General features: G+C 65.4%; 21 protein-coding genes. 16 read left to right on the forward strand and 5 right to left on the reverse strand.

Annotated elements, in window-relative coordinates; all coding sequences use genetic code 11:
- Window positions 1-112 precede the first annotated feature (112 nt).
- The gene (locus tag ACFSCT_RS05890) at window positions 113-1,759 is read right to left on the reverse strand and encodes a sulfatase-like hydrolase/transferase (RefSeq protein ID WP_379140931.1); all 1,647 of its coding nucleotides are present in this window, start codon (window positions 1,757-1,759) and stop codon (window positions 113-115) included.
- The gene (locus ACFSCT_RS05895; protein ID WP_379140933.1) at window positions 1,756-2,523 is read right to left on the reverse strand and encodes a CDP-alcohol phosphatidyltransferase family protein; all 768 of its coding nucleotides are present in this window, start codon (window positions 2,521-2,523) and stop codon (window positions 1,756-1,758) included. Before ACFSCT_RS05895 ends, ACFSCT_RS05890 begins: the two co-directional genes overlap by 4 nt.
- A gap of 99 nt (window positions 2,524-2,622) precedes the next feature.
- On the opposite strand from ACFSCT_RS05895, the gene ACFSCT_RS05900 reads away from it, so the two are divergent.
- Window positions 2,623-3,168, forward strand: coding sequence for a cytochrome b (locus tag ACFSCT_RS05900; RefSeq protein WP_379140934.1), 546 nt, complete (start codon window positions 2,623-2,625; stop codon window positions 3,166-3,168).
- 54 nt (window positions 3,169-3,222) lie between these two features.
- Here ACFSCT_RS05900 and ACFSCT_RS05905 read toward each other — a convergent pair whose 3' ends face one another.
- On the reverse strand, window positions 3,223-4,254 hold the full coding sequence (locus ACFSCT_RS05905; RefSeq protein WP_379140936.1) for an Ldh family oxidoreductase: 1,032 nt from the start codon (window positions 4,252-4,254) through the stop codon (window positions 3,223-3,225).
- A 322-nt stretch (window positions 4,255-4,576) separates the two neighbouring features.
- On the opposite strand from ACFSCT_RS05905, the gene ACFSCT_RS05910 reads away from it, so the two are divergent.
- The 10 genes from ACFSCT_RS05910 (at window position 4,577) to ACFSCT_RS05955 (ending at window position 14,347) form a co-directional block, all read left to right on the forward strand.
- Window positions 4,577-5,392 (forward strand): ABC transporter substrate-binding protein, encoded by an 816-nt coding sequence (locus tag ACFSCT_RS05910; protein ID WP_379140938.1) that lies wholly within the window; start codon window positions 4,577-4,579, stop codon window positions 5,390-5,392.
- Window positions 5,393-5,458: 66 nt separating this feature from the next.
- The gene (locus tag ACFSCT_RS05915) at window positions 5,459-6,124 is read left to right on the forward strand and encodes an amino acid ABC transporter permease (protein WP_379140940.1); all 666 of its coding nucleotides are present in this window, start codon (window positions 5,459-5,461) and stop codon (window positions 6,122-6,124) included.
- A 13-nt stretch (window positions 6,125-6,137) separates the two neighbouring features.
- On the forward strand, window positions 6,138-6,791 hold the full coding sequence (locus tag ACFSCT_RS05920) for an amino acid ABC transporter permease (protein WP_379140942.1): 654 nt from the start codon (window positions 6,138-6,140) through the stop codon (window positions 6,789-6,791).
- Window positions 6,784-7,506 carry an amino acid ABC transporter ATP-binding protein gene (locus ACFSCT_RS05925; protein ID WP_379140944.1) on the forward strand — a complete coding sequence of 241 codons (723 nt, stop codon included), beginning with the start codon at window positions 6,784-6,786 and terminating at the stop codon, window positions 7,504-7,506. Before ACFSCT_RS05920 ends, ACFSCT_RS05925 begins: the two co-directional genes overlap by 8 nt.
- 10 nt (window positions 7,507-7,516) lie before the next feature.
- The gene (locus tag ACFSCT_RS05930) at window positions 7,517-8,755 is read left to right on the forward strand and encodes an NAD(P)/FAD-dependent oxidoreductase (RefSeq protein WP_379140946.1); all 1,239 of its coding nucleotides are present in this window, start codon (window positions 7,517-7,519) and stop codon (window positions 8,753-8,755) included.
- A 3-nt stretch (window positions 8,756-8,758) separates the two neighbouring features.
- On the forward strand, window positions 8,759-9,760 hold the full coding sequence (locus tag ACFSCT_RS05935; RefSeq protein ID WP_379140948.1) for a 4-hydroxyproline epimerase: 1,002 nt from the start codon (window positions 8,759-8,761) through the stop codon (window positions 9,758-9,760).
- Complete coding sequence (gene lhpI, locus ACFSCT_RS05940) at window positions 9,757-11,445, forward strand: cis-3-hydroxy-L-proline dehydratase (RefSeq protein WP_379140950.1); 1,689 nt, start codon at window positions 9,757-9,759, stop codon at window positions 11,443-11,445. Before ACFSCT_RS05935 ends, lhpI begins: the two co-directional genes overlap by 4 nt.
- Window positions 11,438-12,466 (forward strand): trans-3-hydroxy-L-proline dehydratase, encoded by a 1,029-nt coding sequence (locus ACFSCT_RS05945; RefSeq protein ID WP_379140952.1) that lies wholly within the window; start codon window positions 11,438-11,440, stop codon window positions 12,464-12,466. Before lhpI ends, ACFSCT_RS05945 begins: the two co-directional genes overlap by 8 nt.
- 75 nt (window positions 12,467-12,541) lie before the next feature.
- Window positions 12,542-13,246 carry a GntR family transcriptional regulator gene (locus ACFSCT_RS05950; RefSeq protein ID WP_379140954.1) on the forward strand — a complete coding sequence of 235 codons (705 nt, stop codon included), beginning with the start codon at window positions 12,542-12,544 and terminating at the stop codon, window positions 13,244-13,246.
- A 138-nt stretch (window positions 13,247-13,384) separates the two neighbouring features.
- Window positions 13,385-14,347: a dihydrodipicolinate synthase family protein gene (locus ACFSCT_RS05955; protein WP_379140957.1), complete on the forward strand. Its 963-nt coding sequence runs from the start codon at window positions 13,385-13,387 to the stop codon at window positions 14,345-14,347.
- Between the two features lie 103 nt (window positions 14,348-14,450).
- Here the strand turns inward: ACFSCT_RS05955 and ACFSCT_RS05960 are convergent, their stop codons facing one another.
- Together ACFSCT_RS05960 and ACFSCT_RS05965 are read right to left on the reverse strand one after the other, a co-directional pair.
- A complete protein-coding gene (locus tag ACFSCT_RS05960) occupies window positions 14,451-15,095 on the reverse strand; it encodes an isochorismatase family protein (RefSeq protein ID WP_379140959.1) in 645 nt (214 codons plus the stop codon).
- A 114-nt stretch (window positions 15,096-15,209) separates the two neighbouring features.
- Complete coding sequence (locus ACFSCT_RS05965; protein WP_379140960.1) at window positions 15,210-15,800, reverse strand: NADPH-dependent FMN reductase; 591 nt, start codon at window positions 15,798-15,800, stop codon at window positions 15,210-15,212.
- Between the two features lie 820 nt (window positions 15,801-16,620).
- On the opposite strand from ACFSCT_RS05965, the gene ACFSCT_RS05970 reads away from it, so the two are divergent.
- From ACFSCT_RS05970 to ACFSCT_RS05990, 5 genes are all read left to right on the forward strand, one after another.
- A complete protein-coding gene (locus ACFSCT_RS05970; RefSeq protein WP_379140962.1) occupies window positions 16,621-17,601 on the forward strand; it encodes a TRAP transporter substrate-binding protein in 981 nt (326 codons plus the stop codon).
- An 82-nt stretch (window positions 17,602-17,683) separates the two neighbouring features.
- On the forward strand, window positions 17,684-18,283 hold the full coding sequence (locus ACFSCT_RS05975) for a TRAP transporter small permease (RefSeq protein ID WP_379140964.1): 600 nt from the start codon (window positions 17,684-17,686) through the stop codon (window positions 18,281-18,283).
- Window positions 18,283-19,569: a TRAP transporter large permease gene (locus tag ACFSCT_RS05980; protein WP_379140967.1), complete on the forward strand. Its 1,287-nt coding sequence runs from the start codon at window positions 18,283-18,285 to the stop codon at window positions 19,567-19,569. The genes ACFSCT_RS05975 and ACFSCT_RS05980 overlap by 1 nt, the downstream gene beginning before the upstream one ends.
- 4 nt (window positions 19,570-19,573) lie before the next feature.
- Window positions 19,574-20,761: a CaiB/BaiF CoA transferase family protein gene (locus tag ACFSCT_RS05985; protein WP_379140968.1), complete on the forward strand. Its 1,188-nt coding sequence runs from the start codon at window positions 19,574-19,576 to the stop codon at window positions 20,759-20,761.
- Complete coding sequence (locus ACFSCT_RS05990; protein ID WP_379140970.1) at window positions 20,754-21,536, forward strand: enoyl-CoA hydratase; 783 nt, start codon at window positions 20,754-20,756, stop codon at window positions 21,534-21,536. The genes ACFSCT_RS05985 and ACFSCT_RS05990 overlap by 8 nt, the downstream gene beginning before the upstream one ends.
- The last annotated feature ends 7 nt before the right edge of the window (window positions 21,537-21,543 follow it).

Below are 21,543 nucleotides of genomic sequence, written 5' to 3' on the forward strand. Positions count from 1 at the left end.
TGTTGCATGCACCCCGGTGGCGCCCTATCCCGGCGCCCCACCCGCCGGGAACGTCGGTCCATCATGCGCCACCGGCAGAACGGCCTGGCGCTCTACAGGGGTCACCGCGCTGTCACGCCGGCGATTCCGCGCCGTCAGCGCGGACGGCTGCGGGCCCCTGCGGGTCCGGGTCAGTGAATGTGCGCAAGATCATGTCGCGCATATCCTGCATCGGAATGGCCGGCGCATCGGCGGCCGGGATCAGCCCCGGCGTCAGGCCCCATGCGGCGGTGCGTTCGACCAGAGCCTTCGGTCCGATGACGTGCACCGGCACCTCGCGCCGGTCATCCAGCGCGATTCCGGCCACCGCCTGATGATCGCCCAGAACGATCATCAGCGGCGGATCCTTGGCCTGAAGCGCCGCATAGGACATCACCGTTTGTAAAGCGTAATCAATGGACTGGCGGTATTGGTCGCGCACCCGCGCCGGGTCTTTCCAAACCACCGAGGGCGGATCGCCGGCAACCGCCATCCGCTCGAAAATCCGGCCGTCGCCGACCTCCGCCCAGCCGACCAACGCCGGCACCGGCACCCATGGCGCATGCGAGGATATCAGCGCGATCTGCGCGAACAGCCGGCGCGGATCGCGCCCGTCCCGCAGCAGCCGGTCGGTGGCGGCCAGCGTGAACTGGTCGGGCATCGTGACCCAGTTGAAGGGCTTGCCGCGATAGCCCAGATCAGCCGCCGCGAATACCCGCTGAAACCCCATGCGCGCGGCTTCGGGCCAGGGCATGGTGATCGCGGGCATCACTGCCGCGGTGCGGAACCCGGCCCTTTCGGCCTGATGAAACAGGCTTTGCCGGCCGCTGGACAGGACCGCGAGATAGCGGGACTGGTCGTCGGCCCACAGGCCATTGGCGAAGGTTGTATGGGTAAGCCAGCTTTGCCCGCCCCGCGTGGGCGAGGTCAGAAAACCCGAGCGCATGGCCAGCCCGGTCTGCGCCAGATCGGCCTCGGCCCGGCGTAGCGTGGCCAGATGCGTGCCGGCATAGAACGGCCTGTCATAGCTGGTCCGGCCATAGCTTTCGACGAAAATCACCAGCACGTCGCGGTCGATCGCGTCCAGAAGGCCCGGGGCATCGGCCAGCGGATCACGCGCGGCCACCTGCCGGAACGCGGCCAGATCGCCCATCGTGCGGCGGAGAAGTGCTGCGCGGTCGACCATGAACCGGGTCGCGTCAGTGCCATGGGGCAGCCGCCAGTCGCCAGTACGGCCGCTAAGCTGAAGGACGATCAGCGCCACACAGGCAAGCGCCAGATCGGCCGGCCAGCGGATCGGCAGCGCCAGCCGCGACCACACCCCCGTCGCCCACCACAACAGCGCCGCGACCGCCAGCAGCCACACCGCTGCCAAAGCGACCGACACGACAGCCGCACCCACCCCGAACGACCCCGCGATCAGCCGGGCCAGAGCGTCGGTCAGCGACAGGTCGGCGACCGGGTTGAACGGCCGGCCCAGCACCTGTTTCATCACCAGATCGGCGAGTTTCAGGACCACCAGCAAGGTCAGGATCAGCGTGACGCCCAGCCGCACCACCGGCCGCGCCCGCGTGCGTCCCGTCGCCATCAGGATCAGCAAGACCGCCGGCAGTTCCAGCGGAAACCGCAGCAAGACCCACGGGCTCAGATCCGCCGGATCGGCGGGCAGGACCAGCGCCAGATGGACCAGCAGCGCCGCCAGAATAGCGGATAGGGTGCCGGGGCGGGCGGCAAAGCTCATCCCCGCCGTGCCCGCAGCCACATGATGTCGGCGAAGAACGACCACAGCACCGCCGCAAGTGCCGCCCGGGCCAGCAGGATCGCGGCATCGCCCGACAGGCCCGGCACCTGCAACAGGACCAGTATCGCAAGCTGCAACACGCAGATCACCTTGCGGCGGCGGCTTTCGGGAAGCGGGTCCAAAAGCCACGGCCAGACCGCCGCCGCCGCGACAAAGACATAGCGGACCATCCCCAGCGCCAGCACCTCGATCCCGGCGGCGGTTCCCCGATAGGCATGGAGCGCCAGGACCAGTCCCAGCGCCGCGTCGACCTCCATATCAAAGCGGGCGCCGAAATCCGAGACCAGATGCGTCCGCCGCGCCAGCCAGCCGTCGACCCCGTCCAGCATCAGCGCCACGGCACCGGTCAGGGCGACGCCCCAACCCGCCGCCGCGCCCCAGATGAGCGGCCCCAGCAATCCGCAGACCAGCGCGGCGCGGACCAGCGTCACGGTATTCGCGGGACCAAAGCGATCATGCGGAACGTGCCGCCGGAACAGCCCCGCAACCAGAAGCCAGACCGCGAGGAAGGCGACATAGGGCGCGATCAGCGCCGAGAGATGCAAACTCCACGGCAGCCCCGGCCGCAGCAGCACCAGAACGCAGATCAAGGCCCCTGCCCCGATCAGCCCCGCAAGGCAAAGGCAGGTCGGCAAGCGCCCGGAGCGATGGCCCCGGACGGATTTGCCTGCGCAAGGTCCTGCATGGCGGTCCAGATCGCTCATCCCTCCGACGTTATGCCAATACCGGCATCCGTCAAGCCGAATGATCCGCGTTGATTGGCGGCCGAACTGGGATAAGCTGGTGGGGGAAAGGATGTGCGGATGGCAAATCTCGTCAACGGCTATCGCCGACCGGCGCGATGGCTGCACTGGATCATCGCGGCCCTGGTTCTGCTGATGATCCCGGCCGGTCTGATCATGGTGCAGAAGGGCCTGCCCCGGCCGGTTCAGGATACGCTGTTCGTGTTTCACAAGAACACCGGCGTGATCCTGTTTTTCCTGATCGCCGCCCGGCTGATCTATCGCCTGCGGCACAAACCGCCGCCGCTGCCGGACACGATGCCCGAATGGCAGAAGCGTGCGGCCGGCATCGCACATTTCGCGCTTTATGCCCTAATGGTGATCATGCCGGTCAGCGGCTATATCCGGGTCCGCGCCGACCGGTTCCCGATCGAAGGGCTGGACGCGCTGGGGATCGGGACGTGGCTGCCGAAATCACCCGAGCTGGCGGCGGTGGCGCAGTCGATCCATGTCACCTGCGCCTTCATCCTGATCGGCCTGATCGCCGTCCATATCGCCGCCACGCTGCAACACGCGCTGTTCTACAAGGATGGTATCTGGTCACGGATATGGCCGCCGAACGGCTGAATGCCGTCGGTGGGGATGGCGGCGGGGATGCCTGCTAGGGTGGCGGGGATCCGGTCAGACGCTTCCGCCGGGATCGCGCAGGCGTTCCAGCAGCGCCACCTCATCGGCGTTCAGGTGAATACCCTCGGCCGCGACCCGGGCGCGCGCCGCAAAGCGCCGCTGCGAGGGCAGCCTTGCGCCCTGCCCGGAAATCGCGCCCAGAAAAGCCTCGGCCCGCGCAAACGGATCGCCGGGGCGGCCGGCGGCGAAACGCGCCGGCGAGAAGGCAAGGATCAACTCGCCATGATGCGGCAGGATCGCGGTCGTGCCAAGGTAATCCAGCGCCGCATCGCTGGTCATATCGCCGATCATGCAGCCGGCCAGAAGCTCGATCATCGTCGAGATGGCCGACCCCTTATGGCCGCCGAACGGCAGCATCGCACCGGCCAGAGCCGCATCCGGATCGGTCGTCGGCCGCCCGTCGCTGTCGATCGCCCAGCCCTCGGGCAGCGGTTTGCCGGCGCGGCGATGCAATTCGATCTCGCCCCGCGCAACCACCGAGGTGGCGAAATCGAAGACATAGGGATGACCCTCGCCGCGCGGCCAGCCGAAGGCAAAGGGGTTGGTGCCCAAAAGCGGCGCCGTGCCCCCGGAGGGCGCGACCGAGGAATAGCTGGGGCACATCGCCATTGCCGCCAAACCCCGCGCGGTCAGCGCCTCGATCTCGGGCCAAAGCGCGGAAAAATGCGTGCAATCGTTGATCACCAGCGCGGCGACCCCCAGCTTGTGGGCGCGTTCGGCAAGGACCGGGGCGCCAAGCGCGAAAGCGGCGGGTGAAAAGCCGCCCCGCGCGTCGACCCGCACCACCGCGGTGCCGTCATCCTCGGCCAGTACCGGCACCGCCCTGGGCTGCACCTTGCCGGCGGCCAGCGTGCGCAGACAGCCCTCGATGCGGTAAATCCCGTGGGATTTGCAATTGTCCCGCTCGCCCGCGACGATGACCGCGGCGACCGGCCCGGCCTGCTGAGCCGACAACCCGGCGCGCAGAAAGATGTCCCGGACGATATTCTCAAGTGCGTCGGTGGAATAGGTCGCTGCATCAGGCATGAACGGCTCCGCCGGGCGGGGATTGAGGGTTCAATCTTGTATACGTTATGTATGCACGATGCGCAACCCGAGGCGCGCAGGGCCGCTGCGACCGGCACATGATGCGCGCACCCGGCGGGCAGGCAGGATCTGGGCCGGCGTGGCTTCACATGGCTTCGCGTGGCTTCGCGCCCCGCCGCTTATGCGCGGTGATCATGGTTCCTCGCCCGGTCTTTGCATACAAAAAGTATTTTGTGTTTGCTTTTCGCCGTCACAAGACCGATAAAAAGGCGAGGAATCGGTCCGCGACGACCGGATTGCCAAACAGGGAGAAGAAAACAAAATGCAGACTTCGCTTCTGAGCATCGCAGCGATCGCTGCCACCGCCGTCACTGTCACCGGCCCCGCCTTCGCCGACAAGCTGGACGACATCATCGCCTCGGGGACACTGCGCTGCGCGGTGGTTCTGGATTTCCCGCCGATGGGGTCGCGCGACGCCAGCAACAACCCGCAGGGCTTCGACGTCGATTATTGCAACGACCTCGCCAAGGCGCTTGGCGTCACCGCCGAAGTCGTCGAGACGACCTTCCCGGAACGCATCCCGGCGCTGGTCTCGGGTCAGGTCGATGTCGCCGTCGCCTCGACCTCGGACACGCTGGAGCGGGCCAAGACGGTCGGCTTCTCGATCCCCTATTATGCGTTTGAAAACGCCGTCGTCGCCAATGACAAGGTCGATATTTCGAACTGGGAGGGCATGAAGGGCAAGACCGTCGGCGCCACCGCCGGCACCTATGAGGCGATCTGGCTGGAGGGCAAGGTCAAGGAATGGGGCGAGGGCGAATTCCGTCCCTATCAGAACCAGGCCGACGTGTTCCTGGCGCTGAGCCAAGGCCAGCTTGACGCCACCGTCTCGACCGTCGAGGTGGCCGAGGCCAACGTGAAATCCGGCAACTTTCCCGGCATCAAGATCGTCGACCGGCCGCCGATGGTGCCGGATTACGTGGCGCTGATCACGCTGCGCGAGGAACAGGGGCTGATCAACTACATGAACCTGTTCATCAACCAGCAGGTCCGCACCGGCCGCTATGCCGAGCTTTACAAGAAATGGGTCGGCGAGGGCGAGCCCGCCAAGCTGACCGTCGATGGCGTCTATCGCTAAGGCTTCTGCCTGACGGGCGGCGCGGGGATCCCCGCGCCGCTTTGCCATCAAGGGGGAACGGCGGCCATGTTCAACTATCGGTTCCAATGGGGACAAGCCTGGGCAAAGCTGCCCCAGATGCTGGACGGCGCGCTTGTCACCATGAAGATCGCCATCCTGTCGATGGTGATCGGCATCCTGATCGCCGTCGTCCTTACGCTGTTCCGACGCTCGAACAGCCGGGTACTGGCCGGCTTCGCGACCGTGTGGGTCGAGATCGCGCGCAACACCCCGGCGCTGTTCCAGATCTACATGGCGCATTTCGGACTGGCCGGGCTTGGGGTGCATCTCAGCCCGTTCAACTCGCTTCTGCTGGGGATCACCTTCAACAACGCCGGCTATCTGGCCGAGAATTTCCGTGGCGCCCTGAAAGCCATTCCCGACACCCAGTCGCGCGCCGGCCGGTCGCTTGGCATGTCCGATCTGCAGGCTTTCCGCTATATCGTGCTGCCGCAGATGATCCGCATCGCCTATCCGACGATCACCAACCAGATGGTCTGGGCGGTGCTGATGACCTCGCTGGGCGTCACCGTGGGCATGAACTCGGACCTTTACGGCGTCACCCAGGACCTGAACGCGCTGACCTTCCGCACCTTCGAGCTTTTCGCCATCGCGGCGGTGATCTTCTACATCATCGTCAAGATCATCCAGTTGGGCGCGCGCCTGTTCGCCCGACGGCTGTTCCGGTATTAAGGGAGAGGCGCATATGTTCGATACCGCCCTGACCGCCAAAGATCTGTGGTTCCTTGCCCAAGGCGCGGGCATGACGATCCTTGTCACCGCGATCTCGGTCTTTTTCGGGACCGTTCTGGGGATCATCTTCGGCGTCATCCGCTATCAGATCGGGCCTTACTGGGCCGCGCCGCTGACCTTCGTGCTGGACATCTTCCGGTCCATCCCGCTGCTGATCCAACTGGTGCTGGCCTATGCGTTTCTGGGCACGGTGCTGCGGCTGGGCCTGTCGGGCCTGACCGTCGCCTGCATCGTGCTGACGCTTTACACCTCGGCCTATTGCGCCGAGATCGTGCGCGGCGGGATCGAGGCGGTGCCGCTGACGCTGCGCCGGGCCGCGCGCTCGCTTGGGATGACCTGGGGGCAGGACATGCGCAGCATCGTCATGCCGCTGGCCACGCGCGTCGCGCTGCCAAGCTGGATCGGCCTTGCGCTGGGGGTGATGAAGGATTCGGCGCTGGTCTATGTCGTGCAGGTGGTGGAGCTGCTGAAATCGACGCAGATCCTTATTACGCGCCTGCAGGAACCGCTGCTGCTGCTGACGATCTGCGGCGCGTTCTATTTCATCATCAGCTTCCCCGTCGCACGTTTCGGCGGTTATCTGGAAAAACGGTGGTCCAATGATTGAGATCGAAAACGTCCGCAAATCCTTTGGCCCGCTGGAGGTGCTGAAGGGGATCAACCTGACCGTGCAAAACGGCGAGGTGCTGACCGTCATCGGGGGCTCGGGGTCGGGGAAATCGACGCTGCTGACCTGCATCAACGGGCTGGAGCCGATCGATTCCGGCAGCATCAGGGTCGACGGGGTCGAGGTGCACGCCAAGACCACCGACCTGAACAAGCTGCGCCAGAAGATCGGCATCGTGTTCCAACAATGGAACGCCTTCCCGCATCTGACGGTCAAGGAAAACGTGATGCTGGCGCCGCGCAAGGTGCTGAAGCAGTCAAAGGCCGAAGCCGAGGAAATGGCCGTCAAGCAACTGACCCATGTCGGGCTTGGCGACAAGCTGGACGTCTATCCCGGCCGTCTGTCGGGCGGCCAGCAGCAGCGCATGGCAATCGCCCGCGCGCTGGCCATGTCGCCCAGCTACATGCTGTTCGACGAGGTAACCTCGGCCCTTGACCCGCAGCTTGTGGGCGAGGTGCTGGACACGCTGCGCATGCTGGCCTCGGAAGGCATGACCATGATCTGCGTGACGCATGAGATGAAGTTTGCGCGCGAAGTATCTGACCGGGTGGCGTTTTTCCATAAAGGCGTGATGGCGGAAATCGCCCCCCCCGCCGAGCTGTTCGGCAGCCCGAAAGACCCGGAGCTGCAAAAGTTCCTGGCGGCGACCCATTAAGGCGCGGTGAATGTCGAACCCCGATGTCATCGTGATCGGCGCGGGCGTCATCGGCCTGTCGGCGGCGCTGGCGTTGCAGGCCCGCGGGCTGGAGGTCACTGTGGTGGACCGCGAGGGCCCGGCAGCGGGTGCCTCGGCCGGAAATGCCGGCGCCTTCGCGTTTACCGACATTCTGCCGCTCGCCTCGCCCGGGATCCTGAAAAAGGCGCCGAAATGGCTGCTGGACCCGTTGGGGCCGCTGTCGGTGCCGCCGGCCTATGCGCTGCGGATCGCGCCGTGGATGTACCGGTTCTGGCGTGCCTGCGCGCCGTCGCGCGTGGCCCATTCGACGGCCGCGCAGACCGCGCTGATGGACCTGTCCAAGGCCGAGCTTGAACCCTTTCTGGCCGCCAATGGCGCAGCGGGCATGCTGCGCAAAGACGGCAGCCTACAGCTTTACGAATCCGAGGCCGAGTTCCGCGCCTCCCTACCCGGCTGGCGGGCGCGCGACGATCACGGCATCGAATATCGCCACATGGACGCGGCCGAGATGGCCGAGATCCAGCCGGGCATCGCGCCAAGGTTCATCAAGGGCACCTTCACGCCGGGCTGGTACTCGATCACCGATCCCCGGGATTACGTGCTGGCGCTGGCCGAACGGTTCCGCGCGAACGGCGGCCGGATCGAGCGGGCCGAGGTGACGGCGCTGGCGCCGGATAGCGACGGGGTCGCGGTAATCGCGGGGCCGCGTCATCTGCGCGCATCAAAGGTGGTGCTGGCGGCCGGTGCGTTTTCGCACCGCATCGCCCGCAGCCTTGGCGACAAGATTCCGCTGGAGACCGAGCGCGGCTATAACACCACCCTTCCCCCGGACGCGCTGGACCTGCGGCTGCAACTGACCTTTGGCGGCCATGGCTTCGTGGTGTCGCGGCTGACCAGCGGCATCCGCGTCGGCGGCGCGGTCGAGTTGGGCGGGCTGGACCTGCCGCCCAACTTCAAACGCGCCGAGGCGATGCTGAAAAAGGCGAAGGCCTTCCTGCCGGGTCTGAAAACCGAGGGCGGACGGCAATGGATGGGCTTCCGCCCCTCGCTGCCCGATAGCCTGCCGGTCATCGGTCCCGCGCCGGCCACCCGGCGCGTCATCTATGCCTTCGGCCACGGCCATCTGGGCCTGACCCAATCGGCGGGCACCGCCCGGCTTGTTTCCGATCTGGTCACCAACCAGATACCAGCCATCGACCTCTCTCCTTTCTCCCCCACACGGTTCTGAGCCATGACCACGCACACGTTTTCCTGCATCGACGGCCATACCTGCGGCAATCCGGTCCGCCTCGTCTCGGGCGGCGGCCCGCGGCTCGAGGGCAAGGACATGCTGGAAAAGCGCGCCCATTTTCAGCGCGATTACGACTGGATCCGCACCGGCCTGATGTTCGAGCCGCGCGGCCATGACATGATGTCGGGCACCATCCTGTATCCGCCGACGCGCCCCGATTGCGACGTGGCGGTGCTGTTCATCGAAACCTCGGGCTGTCTGGCCATGTGCGGGCATGGCACCATCGGCACCATCACCATGGGGATCGAGAACGGGCTGATCCACCCGCGCGCACCGGGTCAGCTGTCGATCGAAACCCCCGCCGGAAAGGTCGATATCAGCTATCGTCAGGAGGGCCGCTTCGTCGAAGAAGTGCGGCTGACCAACGTGCCGGGTTTTCTTTACGCCGAGGGGCTGACGGCCGAGGTCGAGGGTCTGGGCGAGATCGTGGTGGACGTGGCCTATGGCGGCAATTTCTACGCCATCGTCGAGCCGCAGAAGAATTTCCGCGACATGGCCGATTTCACCGCCGGCGAGCTGATCGGCTTTTCGCCGAAACTGCGCGCGGCGCTGAACGCGAAATACGAATTCGTCCATCCCGAGCACCCGGCGATCAACGGGCTGTCGCATATCCTGTGGACGGGCGTGCCGACCGTCGACGGGGCGCACGCCCGCAACGCGGTATTCTATGGCGACAAGGCCATCGACCGCTCGCCCTGCGGTACCGGCACCTCGGCGCGGATGGCGCAACTCGCCGCCAAGGGCAAGCTGGCCGTCGGCGACGAGTTCTGGCACGAGTCGATCATCGGCTCGATCTTCAAGGGCCGGGTCGAGGCCGCGACCACGGTGGCGAACCGGGCCGCGATCATCCCCTCGATCGCCGGATGGGCGCGGATGACCGGCTATAACACCATCTTCATCGACGACCGCGACCCGTTCGCGCACGGTTTCGTCGTGAAATGACCGCCACCCGCATCCTGCCCGGCACGGGCGAAGGCCCGGTTCTGGCGCTGGATCAGGGCATCAGCTTCTGGGGCGGCGTCGATCCCGAAGCCGCCCGGATCATCGACGAACACCATCCCGCCTACCGGGCCGCGCTTGACGGGCGCGTGGTGATGATGCCGACCAGCCGGGGGTCGTGTTCCGGCTCGGGCGTCATTCTGGACATGCTGCTGAACGGTGTCGCCCCTGCCGCGCTGATCTTTTCCGAGGCCGAGGACGTGGCCACGCTTGGCGCGCTGATCGGGGCCGAGATGTTCGGCCGCACCCTGCCCGTCCTGCGCGTCAGCGCGGCGGATTTCGCCCGGCTGGCGCGGGCCGAGCGTCTGACCATCACCGAAGACGCGATCACCGGCGACGGCATCAGCCTGCCGATTGCCGATCCGCCGCAGACCGCGCTGACGCTCACCCCCGCCGATCAGGCGCTGCTGGCGGGGGATGAGGCCACGGCGGCGGCGATGCGCATCGTCGTCAAAGCGGCGCAATTGCAGGGCGCGGCGGCGCTGACCGATGTGACGCGGGGCCATATCGACGGCTGTATCCTCGCCAATCAGGCGAACCTGATCTTTGCCGAGAAGATGGCCGATCTGGGCGCGCAGGTGCGGGTGCCGACGACGATGAACGCGATCTCGGTCGACCGCGAGAACTGGCAGCGTCAGGGCGTGCCGCCGGTCTTCGGCAGCCATGCCGCGCGGCTGGCGGATGCCTATGTGCGGATGGGCTGCCAGCCGACCTTCACCTGCGCGCCTTATCTGCTGGACGACCAGCCCGCGCAGGGCGAGGGCATCGCCTGGGCCGAATCCAACGCGGTGATCTATGCCAATACGGTGCTCGGCGCGCGCACGCCCAAGCATCCCGATTATCTGGACCTGTGCATCGCCGTGACCGGGCGCGCACCACTGGCCGGCGTCTATCTGGACGCCGAACGCCGCGCCGCGCGGGTGCTGGATTTCGACATTCCCGCCGGTGCCGATGATGCGGTCTGGCCGCTGATCGGTTATCTGGCCGGGCTGAAATCGCCGGATCGCATTCCGCTGCTGCGCGGGCTGGCCGGGGTGTCGCCGACGCCCGACGACCTCAAGGCGCTGTGCGCGGCCTTCGGTACCACCTCGGCCGCACCGATGCTGCATGTCGAGGGGGTGACGCCGGAAGCGGACCTTCCCCTGCGCGAAGGCGCCGACCGGACCCGCGTCACCCGCGCCGATCTGGCCGCGACATGGGACAGCCTGAACCCCGGCCCCGAAACGGTCGAGTTGATCGCCATCGGCAGCCCCCATGCCTCGGCCCCCGAATGCCGGGCGCTGGCGGCGGCGCTGGCGGGGCGGACAGTGGGCATTGCCACCATGATCACCGCCGGGCGCGCCGTCATCGCGGATCTGCGCCGCGAGGGGACGCTTTCGGCGCTGGAAGCCTCGGGCGTGCGGATCGTGCCCGACATGTGCTGGTGCTCGATCAGCGAGCCGGTGTTTCCGCCCGAAACCCGCACGGTGATGACCAATTCCGGCAAATACGCCCATTACGGCCCCGGCCTGTCCGGCCGCGCACTGCGCTTCGGATCCATGGCCGATTGCGCGGCCGCGGCGCTGACCGGACAGGCACCCAAAACCCTGCCGCACTGGCTTTCACAGGAAGGAACCGCCGATGCGTAGCAAGCAGACCATCCATGTCATTTCCGCCCATGCCGAGGGCGAGGTTGGCGATGTCATCGTCGGCGGCGTAATGCCGCCGCCGGGCGAAACGATCTGGGAACAGTCGCGCTGGATCGCCGAGGATGAACGGCTGCGCAATTTCGTCCTGAACGAGCCGAGGGGCGGCGTATTCCGGCACGTCAACCTGCTGGTGCCGCCAAAACACCCCGAGGCCGACGCCGCCTTCATCATCATGGAGCCCGAGGACACGCCGCCGATGTCGGGATCGAACTCGATCTGCGTCTCGACCGTGCTGCTCGACGGCGGGCTGGTCCCGATGCAAGAGCCGGTTACCCATCTGGTGCTGGAAGCGCCGGGCGGGCTGGTCCGCGTCCGCGCCGAGTGCAAGGACGGCAAGGCGCAGCGGATTTTCGTGCAGAACCTGCCCAGCTTCGCCGGGCCGCTCGACCAGAAGCTGGAGGTCGAGGGCATCGGCACGCTGACCGTCGACACGGCCTTCGGGGGCGACAGCTTTGTGTTCGTGGACCCCAAGGTGCTGGGATTTCAGATGACCCCGGACGAAGCCCATGACATCGCCGTTCTGGGCGTGAAAATCACCAATGCCGCCAACCGGCAGATGCGGTTCCGGCATCCGACCCTGCCCGACTGGACGCATTTCAGCTTTTGCCTGTTCGCGGGGGCGCTGGAGCGCGACGGCAACCAGCTTCGCGCCAGGGCGGCGGTGGCGATCCAGCCCGGCAAGGTCGACCGCTCGCCCACCGGCACGGCGCTGTCGGCGCGGATGGCGGTCCTGCATGCGCGCGGACTGATGGGCGCATCGGACCGGCTGACGGTGGAATCGCTGATCGGCTCGACCTTCGACGGTCGGATCGTCGAGACGACGACACTCGGCGACACGCCCGCCATCATCCCCGAAATCTCGGGGCGCGGCTGGATCACCGGCACCCATCAGCACATGCTGGACCCCGACGATCCGTGGCCCGAGGGCTATCGCCTGACCGACACATGGGGCGCGCGTTAATCCCCGTGGTCCCGATCATCATTGCCATGCGGGGATGGGATCAATATTCTTTGTGTCGACTGGAACGAGATGCAGATGAACAAGAACAGCGACACGGTCATCCCGGAACGCAAGCGCGGCGAAGGCGTCAAATTCGTCTATGAAATCCTGCGCGAGGATATTCTGAACCTCGTCCTGCCGCCCGGCAGCCCGATCGACGAGATCCAGCTTTCCGAACGGCTGTCGATGTCGCGCACCCCGATCCGCGAGGCATTGGTGCGGCTGGCGGGCGACGGGCTGGTCACCACGCTGCCCAACCGCTCGACAGTGGTGTCGAACATCGATTTTCTGAACATGCATCATTTCTTTGACGCGATCACCCTGATGTATCGCGTCACCACCCGGCTGGCGGCCGAGAACCGGACGGCGGCCGATCTGAAGAACATCCGCGCCCATCAGGCGCAATTCGCCCAGGCGCTGAAAAATCGCGACGCGCTGGCCATGATCGCGACCAACCGCGATTTCCACATGGCGATCGCCGAGGCGGGCAAGAACGTCTATTACACCGGTCTTTTCAGCCGTCTGCTGGATGAGGGGCGGCGCATCCTGCGGCTTTACTATTCATCCTATGACGACGAACCCCCGCAGCGCGACACCAGCGGCCATGACGAGATGATCGAGGCGATCGCCGCCCGGGATATCGAACTGGCCGACCGGTTGGCGAACAAGCACGCGGATCTGATCGTGGGGCAGATCCGATCGCTGCTGACCCAGGACCGGCGGCAGAACGTCCCGCTTTAGTGCCGGTAAAACCCCTTGTGGGTGGGGTCGGAACTTGCGTGAGTTTCTTGTCGACAAATAAAATACAAAGCATATAATGAGCCACGAAAGGCCCGATTCGCTGATCGTTGCCCGCAGTGATTGCTTGAGGAGCGCACCATGAACCCGCAGATCTTTTCCGGCACCATCCCCGCCCTGATGACCCCCTGCAAGGCCGACCGCACGCCCGATTTCGACGCGCTGGTCCGTCAGGGGCAGATGCTGATCAAGGCCGGCATGTCGGCGGTGGTCTATTGCGGCTCGATGGGGGACTGGCCGCTTCTGACCGATGCCGAGCGGATGGAGGGGGTCGAGCGTCTGGTCAAGGCCGGCATCCCGGTCATCGTCGGCACCGGTGCGGTCAACACCAGACTGGCCGCCGCCCATGCCGCGCATGCCCAGAAGGTCGGCGCGCAGGGGCTGATGGTCATTCCGCGCGTGCTGTCGCGCGGCCCGGTGATCGCCGCGCAACGCGAACATTTCAAGGCGATCCTGTCCGCCGCCCCCGACCTGCCGGCGGTGATCTACAACAGCCCCTATTACGGCTTCGCCACCCGCGCCGACCTGTTCTTCGCGCTGCGGGCCGAACATCCGAACCTGGTTGGTTTCAAGGAGTTCGGCGGCAAGGCGGATATGAGCTATGCGGCCGAAAACATCACCAGCGGGAATGACGACGTGACGCTGATGATCGGTGTCGATACCGGCGTTTTCCACGGTTTCGTCAACTGCGGCGCCAGTGGTGCCATCACCGGCATCGGCTGCGTCCTGCCCAAGGAAGTGCTGCATCTGGTCAGCCTGTGTCAGGCGGCCGCCAAGGGCGACGCCGATGCCCGCGCCCGCGCGCTGGAACTGGAAGAGGCGCTGGCCGTGCTGTCCTCGTTCGACGAAGGCCCGGATCTGGTCCTGTTCTTCAAGCATCTGATGGTGCTGAAGGGCTATCCCGAATTTACGCTGCATTTCAATGAAACCGACAAGCTGAACGACAGCCAGCGCGGCTTTGCCGAGGCGCAGTTGAACCTGTTCGACCGCTGGTATGCGGAATGGTCCAAGCAGCCCGGCGCGGTTCAGAAATACGCCGCCTGATCGGGGCTGACCGCCCCGCATGGAAACGCACCGCAGGCAGGCCGGCGGTGCGTTTTTTCATGCCCGGGATCGCGCGCCCGCCGCTGACAGCGGGCGGAACGACCTAGATCTTGCCTTCCTTCATCAGCCCGAAGCGTTTGGGGAAATACCATTGCAGCACCTCGCGGAACCGCTGCGAGCTTTCGCGCGCCCAGTTCCGCATCAGTTCAGAGCCGAATTGAATCGCGGTGACCGGGGTCGCGCCCGCCGCCCGCATGCGTTCCAGCGCCTGATGATGCGCGACGGGCGAAATCCCGCCCACGGCATCGGCCACGGGATAGACCTCGAAACCCTCGGCCAGCATGTCCAGTGTCGGAAAGGTCAGGCAAACCTCGGTCCACAATCCGGCCATGACGATCTTCTTGCGGCCGGTCGCCTTGACGGCGTTGCGGAATTCCTCGTCCTCCCAGGCGTTCACGCCACTGCGGTCGATTTCCTTCACGCCGGGCAGTTCGGCCAGTATCTCGGCGGCGGTGCCGGTGTTGACGCCCATGTCCACGCCCACGGTCGAGACGATCACCGGCACCTCATAGGCCCGCGCCAGCTTGCACAGCGCGATGACGTTCAGGTTGATCTCATCGCGCGAGGATGAGGTGACGGTCCGGTACTGCTCGGGCTGATAGTCGATCAGCACGACGGCGCAGTTCTCGGGCGTCAGAAGATGGTCCGCAACGGGATCGCGGATCGGCTCGGGTTGGGTTTTGGGCATCGTCTCCTCCTTACCTGTGAACGTTGGGTCAGGCGACGGCCGGGCGCCGGAAATCAGGCGGCCCGGCCGGCACAGGGTGAAAAAGGGGGCCGAAAGCCCCCCTTTTCATCTTGCTCAGGCGGTTTTGGCCCGCGCCGCCATGGTCGCATCGGCCCACCATGCCAGTTCGTCCAGCATCGCTTTCAGGCTGGGTTGCAGCACCGCGTCAACCTCGGACATCTCGCCGTTGGCGCCCAGTGCGCTGACCTTCATGAACTCGCCGCCGCCCAGATGCACGGCGTTGCGCGTCGGCACCATCATCAGCTCGATCGCGATGCCGCGCAGGTGCTCGACCGCGCGCGCGCCGCCGACGCCGCCGTAACCCATCGCCGCGATCGGCTTGTGGTTCCATTCCTTATACGCCTGATCAAAGGCATTTTTCAGCGAGGCCGGAATCGAGTGGTTATATTCCGAGGTCAGCACGATGAAGCCGTCGAACCCGGCCAGCTTCTTCTGCCATGCGATCGCTTTCGGATCCTGCGAGGGCACCCAAAGGTTCGATGCGACCTCGTTGAAGAACGGCAGATCGACATCGCGCAGGTCGACCAGTTCAAAATTCATGTCGTCGCGCTTCTGGGCGTTTTCCAGCAGCCATTTGGCTGGCTTGTCGGCGAACCGGGTGGCGCGGGTCGAGCCGATGATGATGGCGATATTCGGTTTGGTCATATAAGCCTCGGTTGCTTGGTGGCTGTGCCCGGTCAGGAAATCGCGGGCAACCAGCCGATCACGATCACCAACAAGCTAGCCCGCCGTTTCGTTCAATCCAAGCGAATTGAAACCTGATGCGGCGTTCGTCTGAACCGAACGCCTTCGGCATATTTCTGCCCGGCACCGGACGGCGCGCAGCGGGGCCGGACGGTCCGTGGCGCTCAAGGCATATGTGGGCCTTCGTCAGGCATGAGGGGGCGCAGGTTCCATCCGAAAACCGACCGCCGCTGCCCGGACGCGCCAGACGGATCGCCCCACACCCCCGGGTTCTCGGATCACATCAGCGACTTCACCTTTTCCAGCGCCGTATCGCTGCGCGTCGGGGGCGCGCGGATGGCCGAGGTGGGAATAGGAGATCGCCCCGGCGTCACACTGGCAGCATGCGGCGAAGCCGGGTCACTTCGGTGCGGGATACGTCCCAACGGTCAGGCGTCAGGCGCTCCGCCTGTGTTCGCGCCAGATCGCCCCCGCCCCATATTGCGGTTGACCGGCGACAGAATCATTCTTTATACATAATTCAAAATTACGCCAGAATGTCGGGGAGGGCATCCGGTCGTGATCGCCGTCAGGCACATCATGGACATGAACCGCAGCGTCGGACAGCGGCGCGCCGCGTGGGTAGCCTAGCCATGTGTCTGCCGCTGGGTCTGCGTGACGATGATCGCAAGGCACCGAGGCGCGGCCCGCTATCCGCCTTTCATACCGTCGCTCATCGGTCCCCGGCCCCGCGCGGTATGCCGAACAAACTGCCCAAGTCAGACATCAGGGAGGAAAGACAATGCGATTCAAGGGATTGATAGCCGCCGCGGTGCTTGCCGTGACCGGAATGGTCACGCCGGCCCTCGCACAGACCGAAATCAAGTTCGGTCATGTCGGCGAGCCGGGCTCGCTTTTCGACCAGACCGCAACGGAATTCGCCAAGCGCGCCAATGAAAAGCTGGGCGACAAGGCAAAGGTCGTGGTCTATGGCTCCAGCCAGTTGGGCGATGACAAGGCGATGCTGCAAAAGCTGAAACTGGGCACCATCGACCTTGCCCTGCCCAGCACGATCATGTCCTCGATGGTGCCGATCTTCGGGCTGTTCGAGATGCCCTATCTGGTTCAGGACCGCGATCATATGGCCAAGATCCGCGACGAGATCGTGACCCCGACGCTGGTCCCCGAGGCCGAGAAGGCCGGTTACCGCATCATCGGCGTCTGGGAAAACGGCTTCCGCCAGATCACCAACAACAAGCGCCCGATCGTCAAGCCCGGGGATCTGGCCGGCATCAAGCTGCGCGTGCCCAGCGGCGAATGGCGCGTGAAGATGTTCCAAAGCTATGGCGCCAGCCCCAGCCCGATGTCCTTCTCCGAGGTGTTCGTGGCGCTTCAGACCGGGGTGATGGACGGTCAGGAAAACCCCTATGCGCAGATTTACCCGTCGCGCTTCTACGAGGTTCAGAAATACCTATCGAAATCGAACCACGTCTATACCCCGGCCTATGTTGTGGCCGGCCGGTCATGGGACAAATTCGATCCCGAGGTGCAGAAAATCCTGCAGGAAACCGCGGTCGAGATGCAGCCCGTCGTCTATGAGATCGCGGCCGGTCTGGACACCGAACTGCTGAAAAAGCTCGAGGATGCGGGGATGGTGGCGAACGAGGTCGACACCGCCGCTTTCGTCGAAGCCAGCAAGCCGATCTATGAGGAGTTCTCGGCCGCCGTGCCCGGCGCCGCCGAACTGATCCAGAAAGCGCAATCGCTGGCCCCCGCCAAGTAGCGCCTGACGCCGCAATGGGCCCGGACCGATGTTCGGGCCCGCCGACTTTCCTTGCAGCCGACTTTCCTTGCAGGAGAAACTGATGGAAACGCTGACCTTCCGGCGGGGGTTTGAAATCCTGCTAGAGATCATCACCGCGCTGATCGTGGCGGCGATGACCGCGCTGATCGTCATGGGCACGGTCTATCGCTATATGGGATCGGCGCTAAGCTGGTATGACGAGATCGCCTCGGTCGGGCTGGTCTGGATGACCTATTTCGGCTCGGCGCTGGCCGCGCTGAAAGGCGCGCATATCGGCTTTCCGGGCGTGATCAACGCCTTGCCGGTGCGGTGGCGGGTCGCGGCGACGATCTTTTCCGAGCTTTGCGTTTTCGCGTTTTTCGGCCTGCTCGCCTATGCCGGATGGCAGGTTCTGGTCATCCTCGAGGGCATGACGCTGGTGTCGCTGCCAAGCGTATCGGTGCAGGTGACCCAGGCCATCATCCCGCTTGGCGCGATCCTGTTCATGATCGCCGAGGCGCTGCGGCTGCCCGAAGTCATGCGCGATGCCCGGGGCGAGGGCTTCGTGGATCACGAGATCAAAGAGGCGCTTGGCGACGTCTCGAACACGCCGTTGGAACAGGACGACGCAAGCGTGCCGGCGTCCCGCCACCGTCAACCCGGCCACAGCGGAGAAGCCTGATGACCATTGGATATATGCTGCTGGGCATGTTCGCGCTGGCGCTGTTGAACGTGCCGATCGCCGTCGCGCTTGGCATCGTCGCGATCACGGCGATCGTCGTGGTGCAGGGCGCCGACATGCTGCCGAACCTTGCGCTGACCATGTATGAGGGCGCTTCCAGCTTTCCCTTGCTGGCGATCCCGCTGTTCGTTCTGGCAGGCTCGATCATGAACGCCTCGTCGATCTCGCGGCGGCTGATCGCGCTGGCCTCGGCGCTGGTCGGCTTTGTCCGCGGCGGACTGTCCTTCGTGGTCATCGGCGCGTCGATGTTCTTCGCCGAGATTTCCGGCTCGGCCGTCGCGGGGGTCGCGGCATTGGGGTCGATCCTGATCCCGGCGATGCGCCGCAAGGGCTATTCCAAGGAATTCGCGGCGGCGATCTGCTCGTCCGCGTCAAGCCTTGCGATCATCCTGCCGCCGTCGATCCCGATGATCCTTTATGCGGTCATGGCCCAGCAATCGGTGGTGAAGATGTTCATCGCCGGTTTCGGCCCCGGCATCGTCGGCGCCATCTGTCTGGCCATCGCCGCCTATTGGCAGGCGCGGCGCCACAATTTTCCGGTGGAAGAGCGGTTCCAGCTGTCGAACGTCTGGCTGCGGTTCAAGGAAGCCGGCTGGGCGCTGATGCTGCCGGTGATCATCCTGGGCGGCATCTTTGGCGGTATCGTCACCGCGACCGAGGGCGCGGCGCTGGCGGTGGTCGCGGCGCTGTTCATCTCGGGCGTGATCTACCGCGAATTCGACGTGCGCGCGCTTTACAAGGCGCTGATCGACAGCGGCGTGCAGACCGCGGTCGTCATGCTGCTGGTCGCCTCCAGCTATCTGATCGGCGGCTTCCTGACCGAGGCGCAACTGCCCCAGCAACTGGCCCGCGCCATCGCCGGCGTGACCGAGAACAAATATCTGATCCTGCTGATGCTGAACATCGCCTTCCTGATCCTTGGCATGTTCCTGCATTCGGCGGCGGCGATCATTCTGGTCGTCCCGATCGTCATGCCGATGGTGCTGGCGGCCGGGATCGACCCGGTTCACTTCGGGCTGGTGGTGACGCTGAACCTTGCCATCGGGCAACAGACCCCGCCCGTCGCCTCGGTGCTGATCGCGGCCTGTTCGATCGCGAAATCGGACATCTGGGAAACCACCAAGGTCAACATGCCCTTCATCCTCGCGCTGCTGGCGCTGTTGATGATCTGCACCTACCTGCCCGGGATCTCGCTTTTGCTGGTCAACCTGATTTACGGAGGCTGAGCGTATGACCGAACCGCAGCCCCCTTTGCCGCTTTCGGGTATTCGCGTGCTCGATGTCAGTCAGGTGATGGCCGGCCCCTTCGCCTGCATGCTGCTGGGTGATCTGGGGGCCGATGTGATCAAGGTCGAGCCGCCGACCGGCGACCAGACCCGCAGTTCGATGGGATTCAGGCTGAAAGGCGACGACAGCCTTGGGTTTCTCAACATGAACCGCAACAAGCGCTCGATCGCGCTTGATCTGAAATCCGAGGCGGATCGCGGGATCTTTCTGGAACTGGCCAGAACCGCCGATGTGATCGTCGAAAACTATCGCCCCGGCGTGGTGAAAAAGCTGGGCATTGATTACGAGACGATCTCGGCGATCAATCCCGGCATCATCTATGCCAGCATCTCGGGCTTTGGCCAGACCGGGCCGTGGTCAGAGCGGCCGGGGTTCGACCTGATGGCGCAGGCGGCCTCGGGGATCATGTCGATCACCGGCCACCCGGACGGACCGCCGGCGAAATCCGGGGGGCCGCTTGCCGACATCGGCTGCTCGCTTTTCGCGGTCTACGGCATCCTTGCGGCCTATATCGGGCGCCAGATCAGCGGCAAGGGCCAGTTCATCGACGCCTCGCTGTACGAGGCCGGGCTGTCCTTCGCGGTCTGGGATATCTGCGACTATTGGGGCACCGGCAATATTCCGCAGCGGATCGGCACCGCCAACCGCATGGCCGCGCCTTATCAGGCGGTGCGGGCCGGCGACGGGTATTTCGTGCTGGGGGCGAATAACGACCGCCTGTATCGCCGCCTGTGCGAGACGATCGGCCGGCCCGACCTGATCGCACATCCCGATTACGCGACCAACGCGCTGCGTCTGGCCAACCGCGACGCGCTGATCGCCGATCTCGAATCGACGCTGGTCACCCGAAGCCGCGACGAATGGGTCGAGGCCCTGCTGGCGGCGGGCATCCCCGCCGGGTCGATCATGGATTACGCCGAGGCCTTGGGCAATGAACAGGCGCAAGCCCGCGACATGGTGATGAAAATCCGGCACCCGGTCGAGGGCGAGGTCAACAATATCGGCTTTCCGGTCAAACTGCGCGGCACCCCTCAACAGGTCCGGCGCCACCCGCCGCTGCTGGATGAGCATCGCGATGAGCTTTTGCGCGAATTGGGCATCAGCCCCGGAAACGGGGCCGCGGATGGCTGACGCCCCGCACACGGGCGATGTAAGCCTGCGCATCGACGGTCCGGTCGCGCATATCACCTTTGACCGGCCGGCCGCGCGCAACGCGATGACATTCGCGATGTACGGCCGTCTGGGCGCGATCTGCGACCAGATCGGGACGCGCAGCGACCTGCGCGCCATCGTCTTTCGCGGTGCCGGCGGGGCCTTCGTCGCCGGCACCGACATATCCGAATTCACCGCCTTCAAGGGCGGCGCGGACGGGGTGGCCTATGAGGATCGCATCGACGCCGCGCTTTCGGCCCTGACCCGCCTGCCCGCGCCGACGCTGGCGATCATCGACGGCGCGGCGGTGGGCGGCGGGCTTGCCATCGCCGCCGCCTGCGATCTGCGCATCGTGACGCCCACCGCTAAATTCGGCGTCCCCATCGCCCGCACCGTCGGCAACACGCTTTCAGCCGCCAATATCGCCCGGCTGGTGCGCGCCTTTGGCGACGGGCCGGTGCGGCGGATGCTGCTGTTGTCGGAATTTCTGGATGGCACGACGGTCAATGCTCTGGGCTTTGCCAGCGCCTGCGTTCCCCCCGAGGCGCTGGAGGCCGAGGCCGCACGCCAGATCGCCCGGCTGTGCGAGGCCGCGCCCCTGACCATCGCGGCCTGCCGGGCGCTGTTCGGCCGCTTGTCGGAAAACACGCCCGACGATGGCGACATCATCGCCCGCGTCTATGGCAGCGAGGATTTCGCCGAAGGCGTCGCGGCCTTTCTGGCCAAGCGCAAACCGGAATGGCGCGGGCGCTAGAACCGGG

The sequence above is a fragment of the Paracoccus pacificus genome (assembly GCF_042680785.1).
GTDB classification, from domain to species: Bacteria; Pseudomonadota; Alphaproteobacteria; order Rhodobacterales; family Rhodobacteraceae; genus Paracoccus; species Paracoccus pacificus.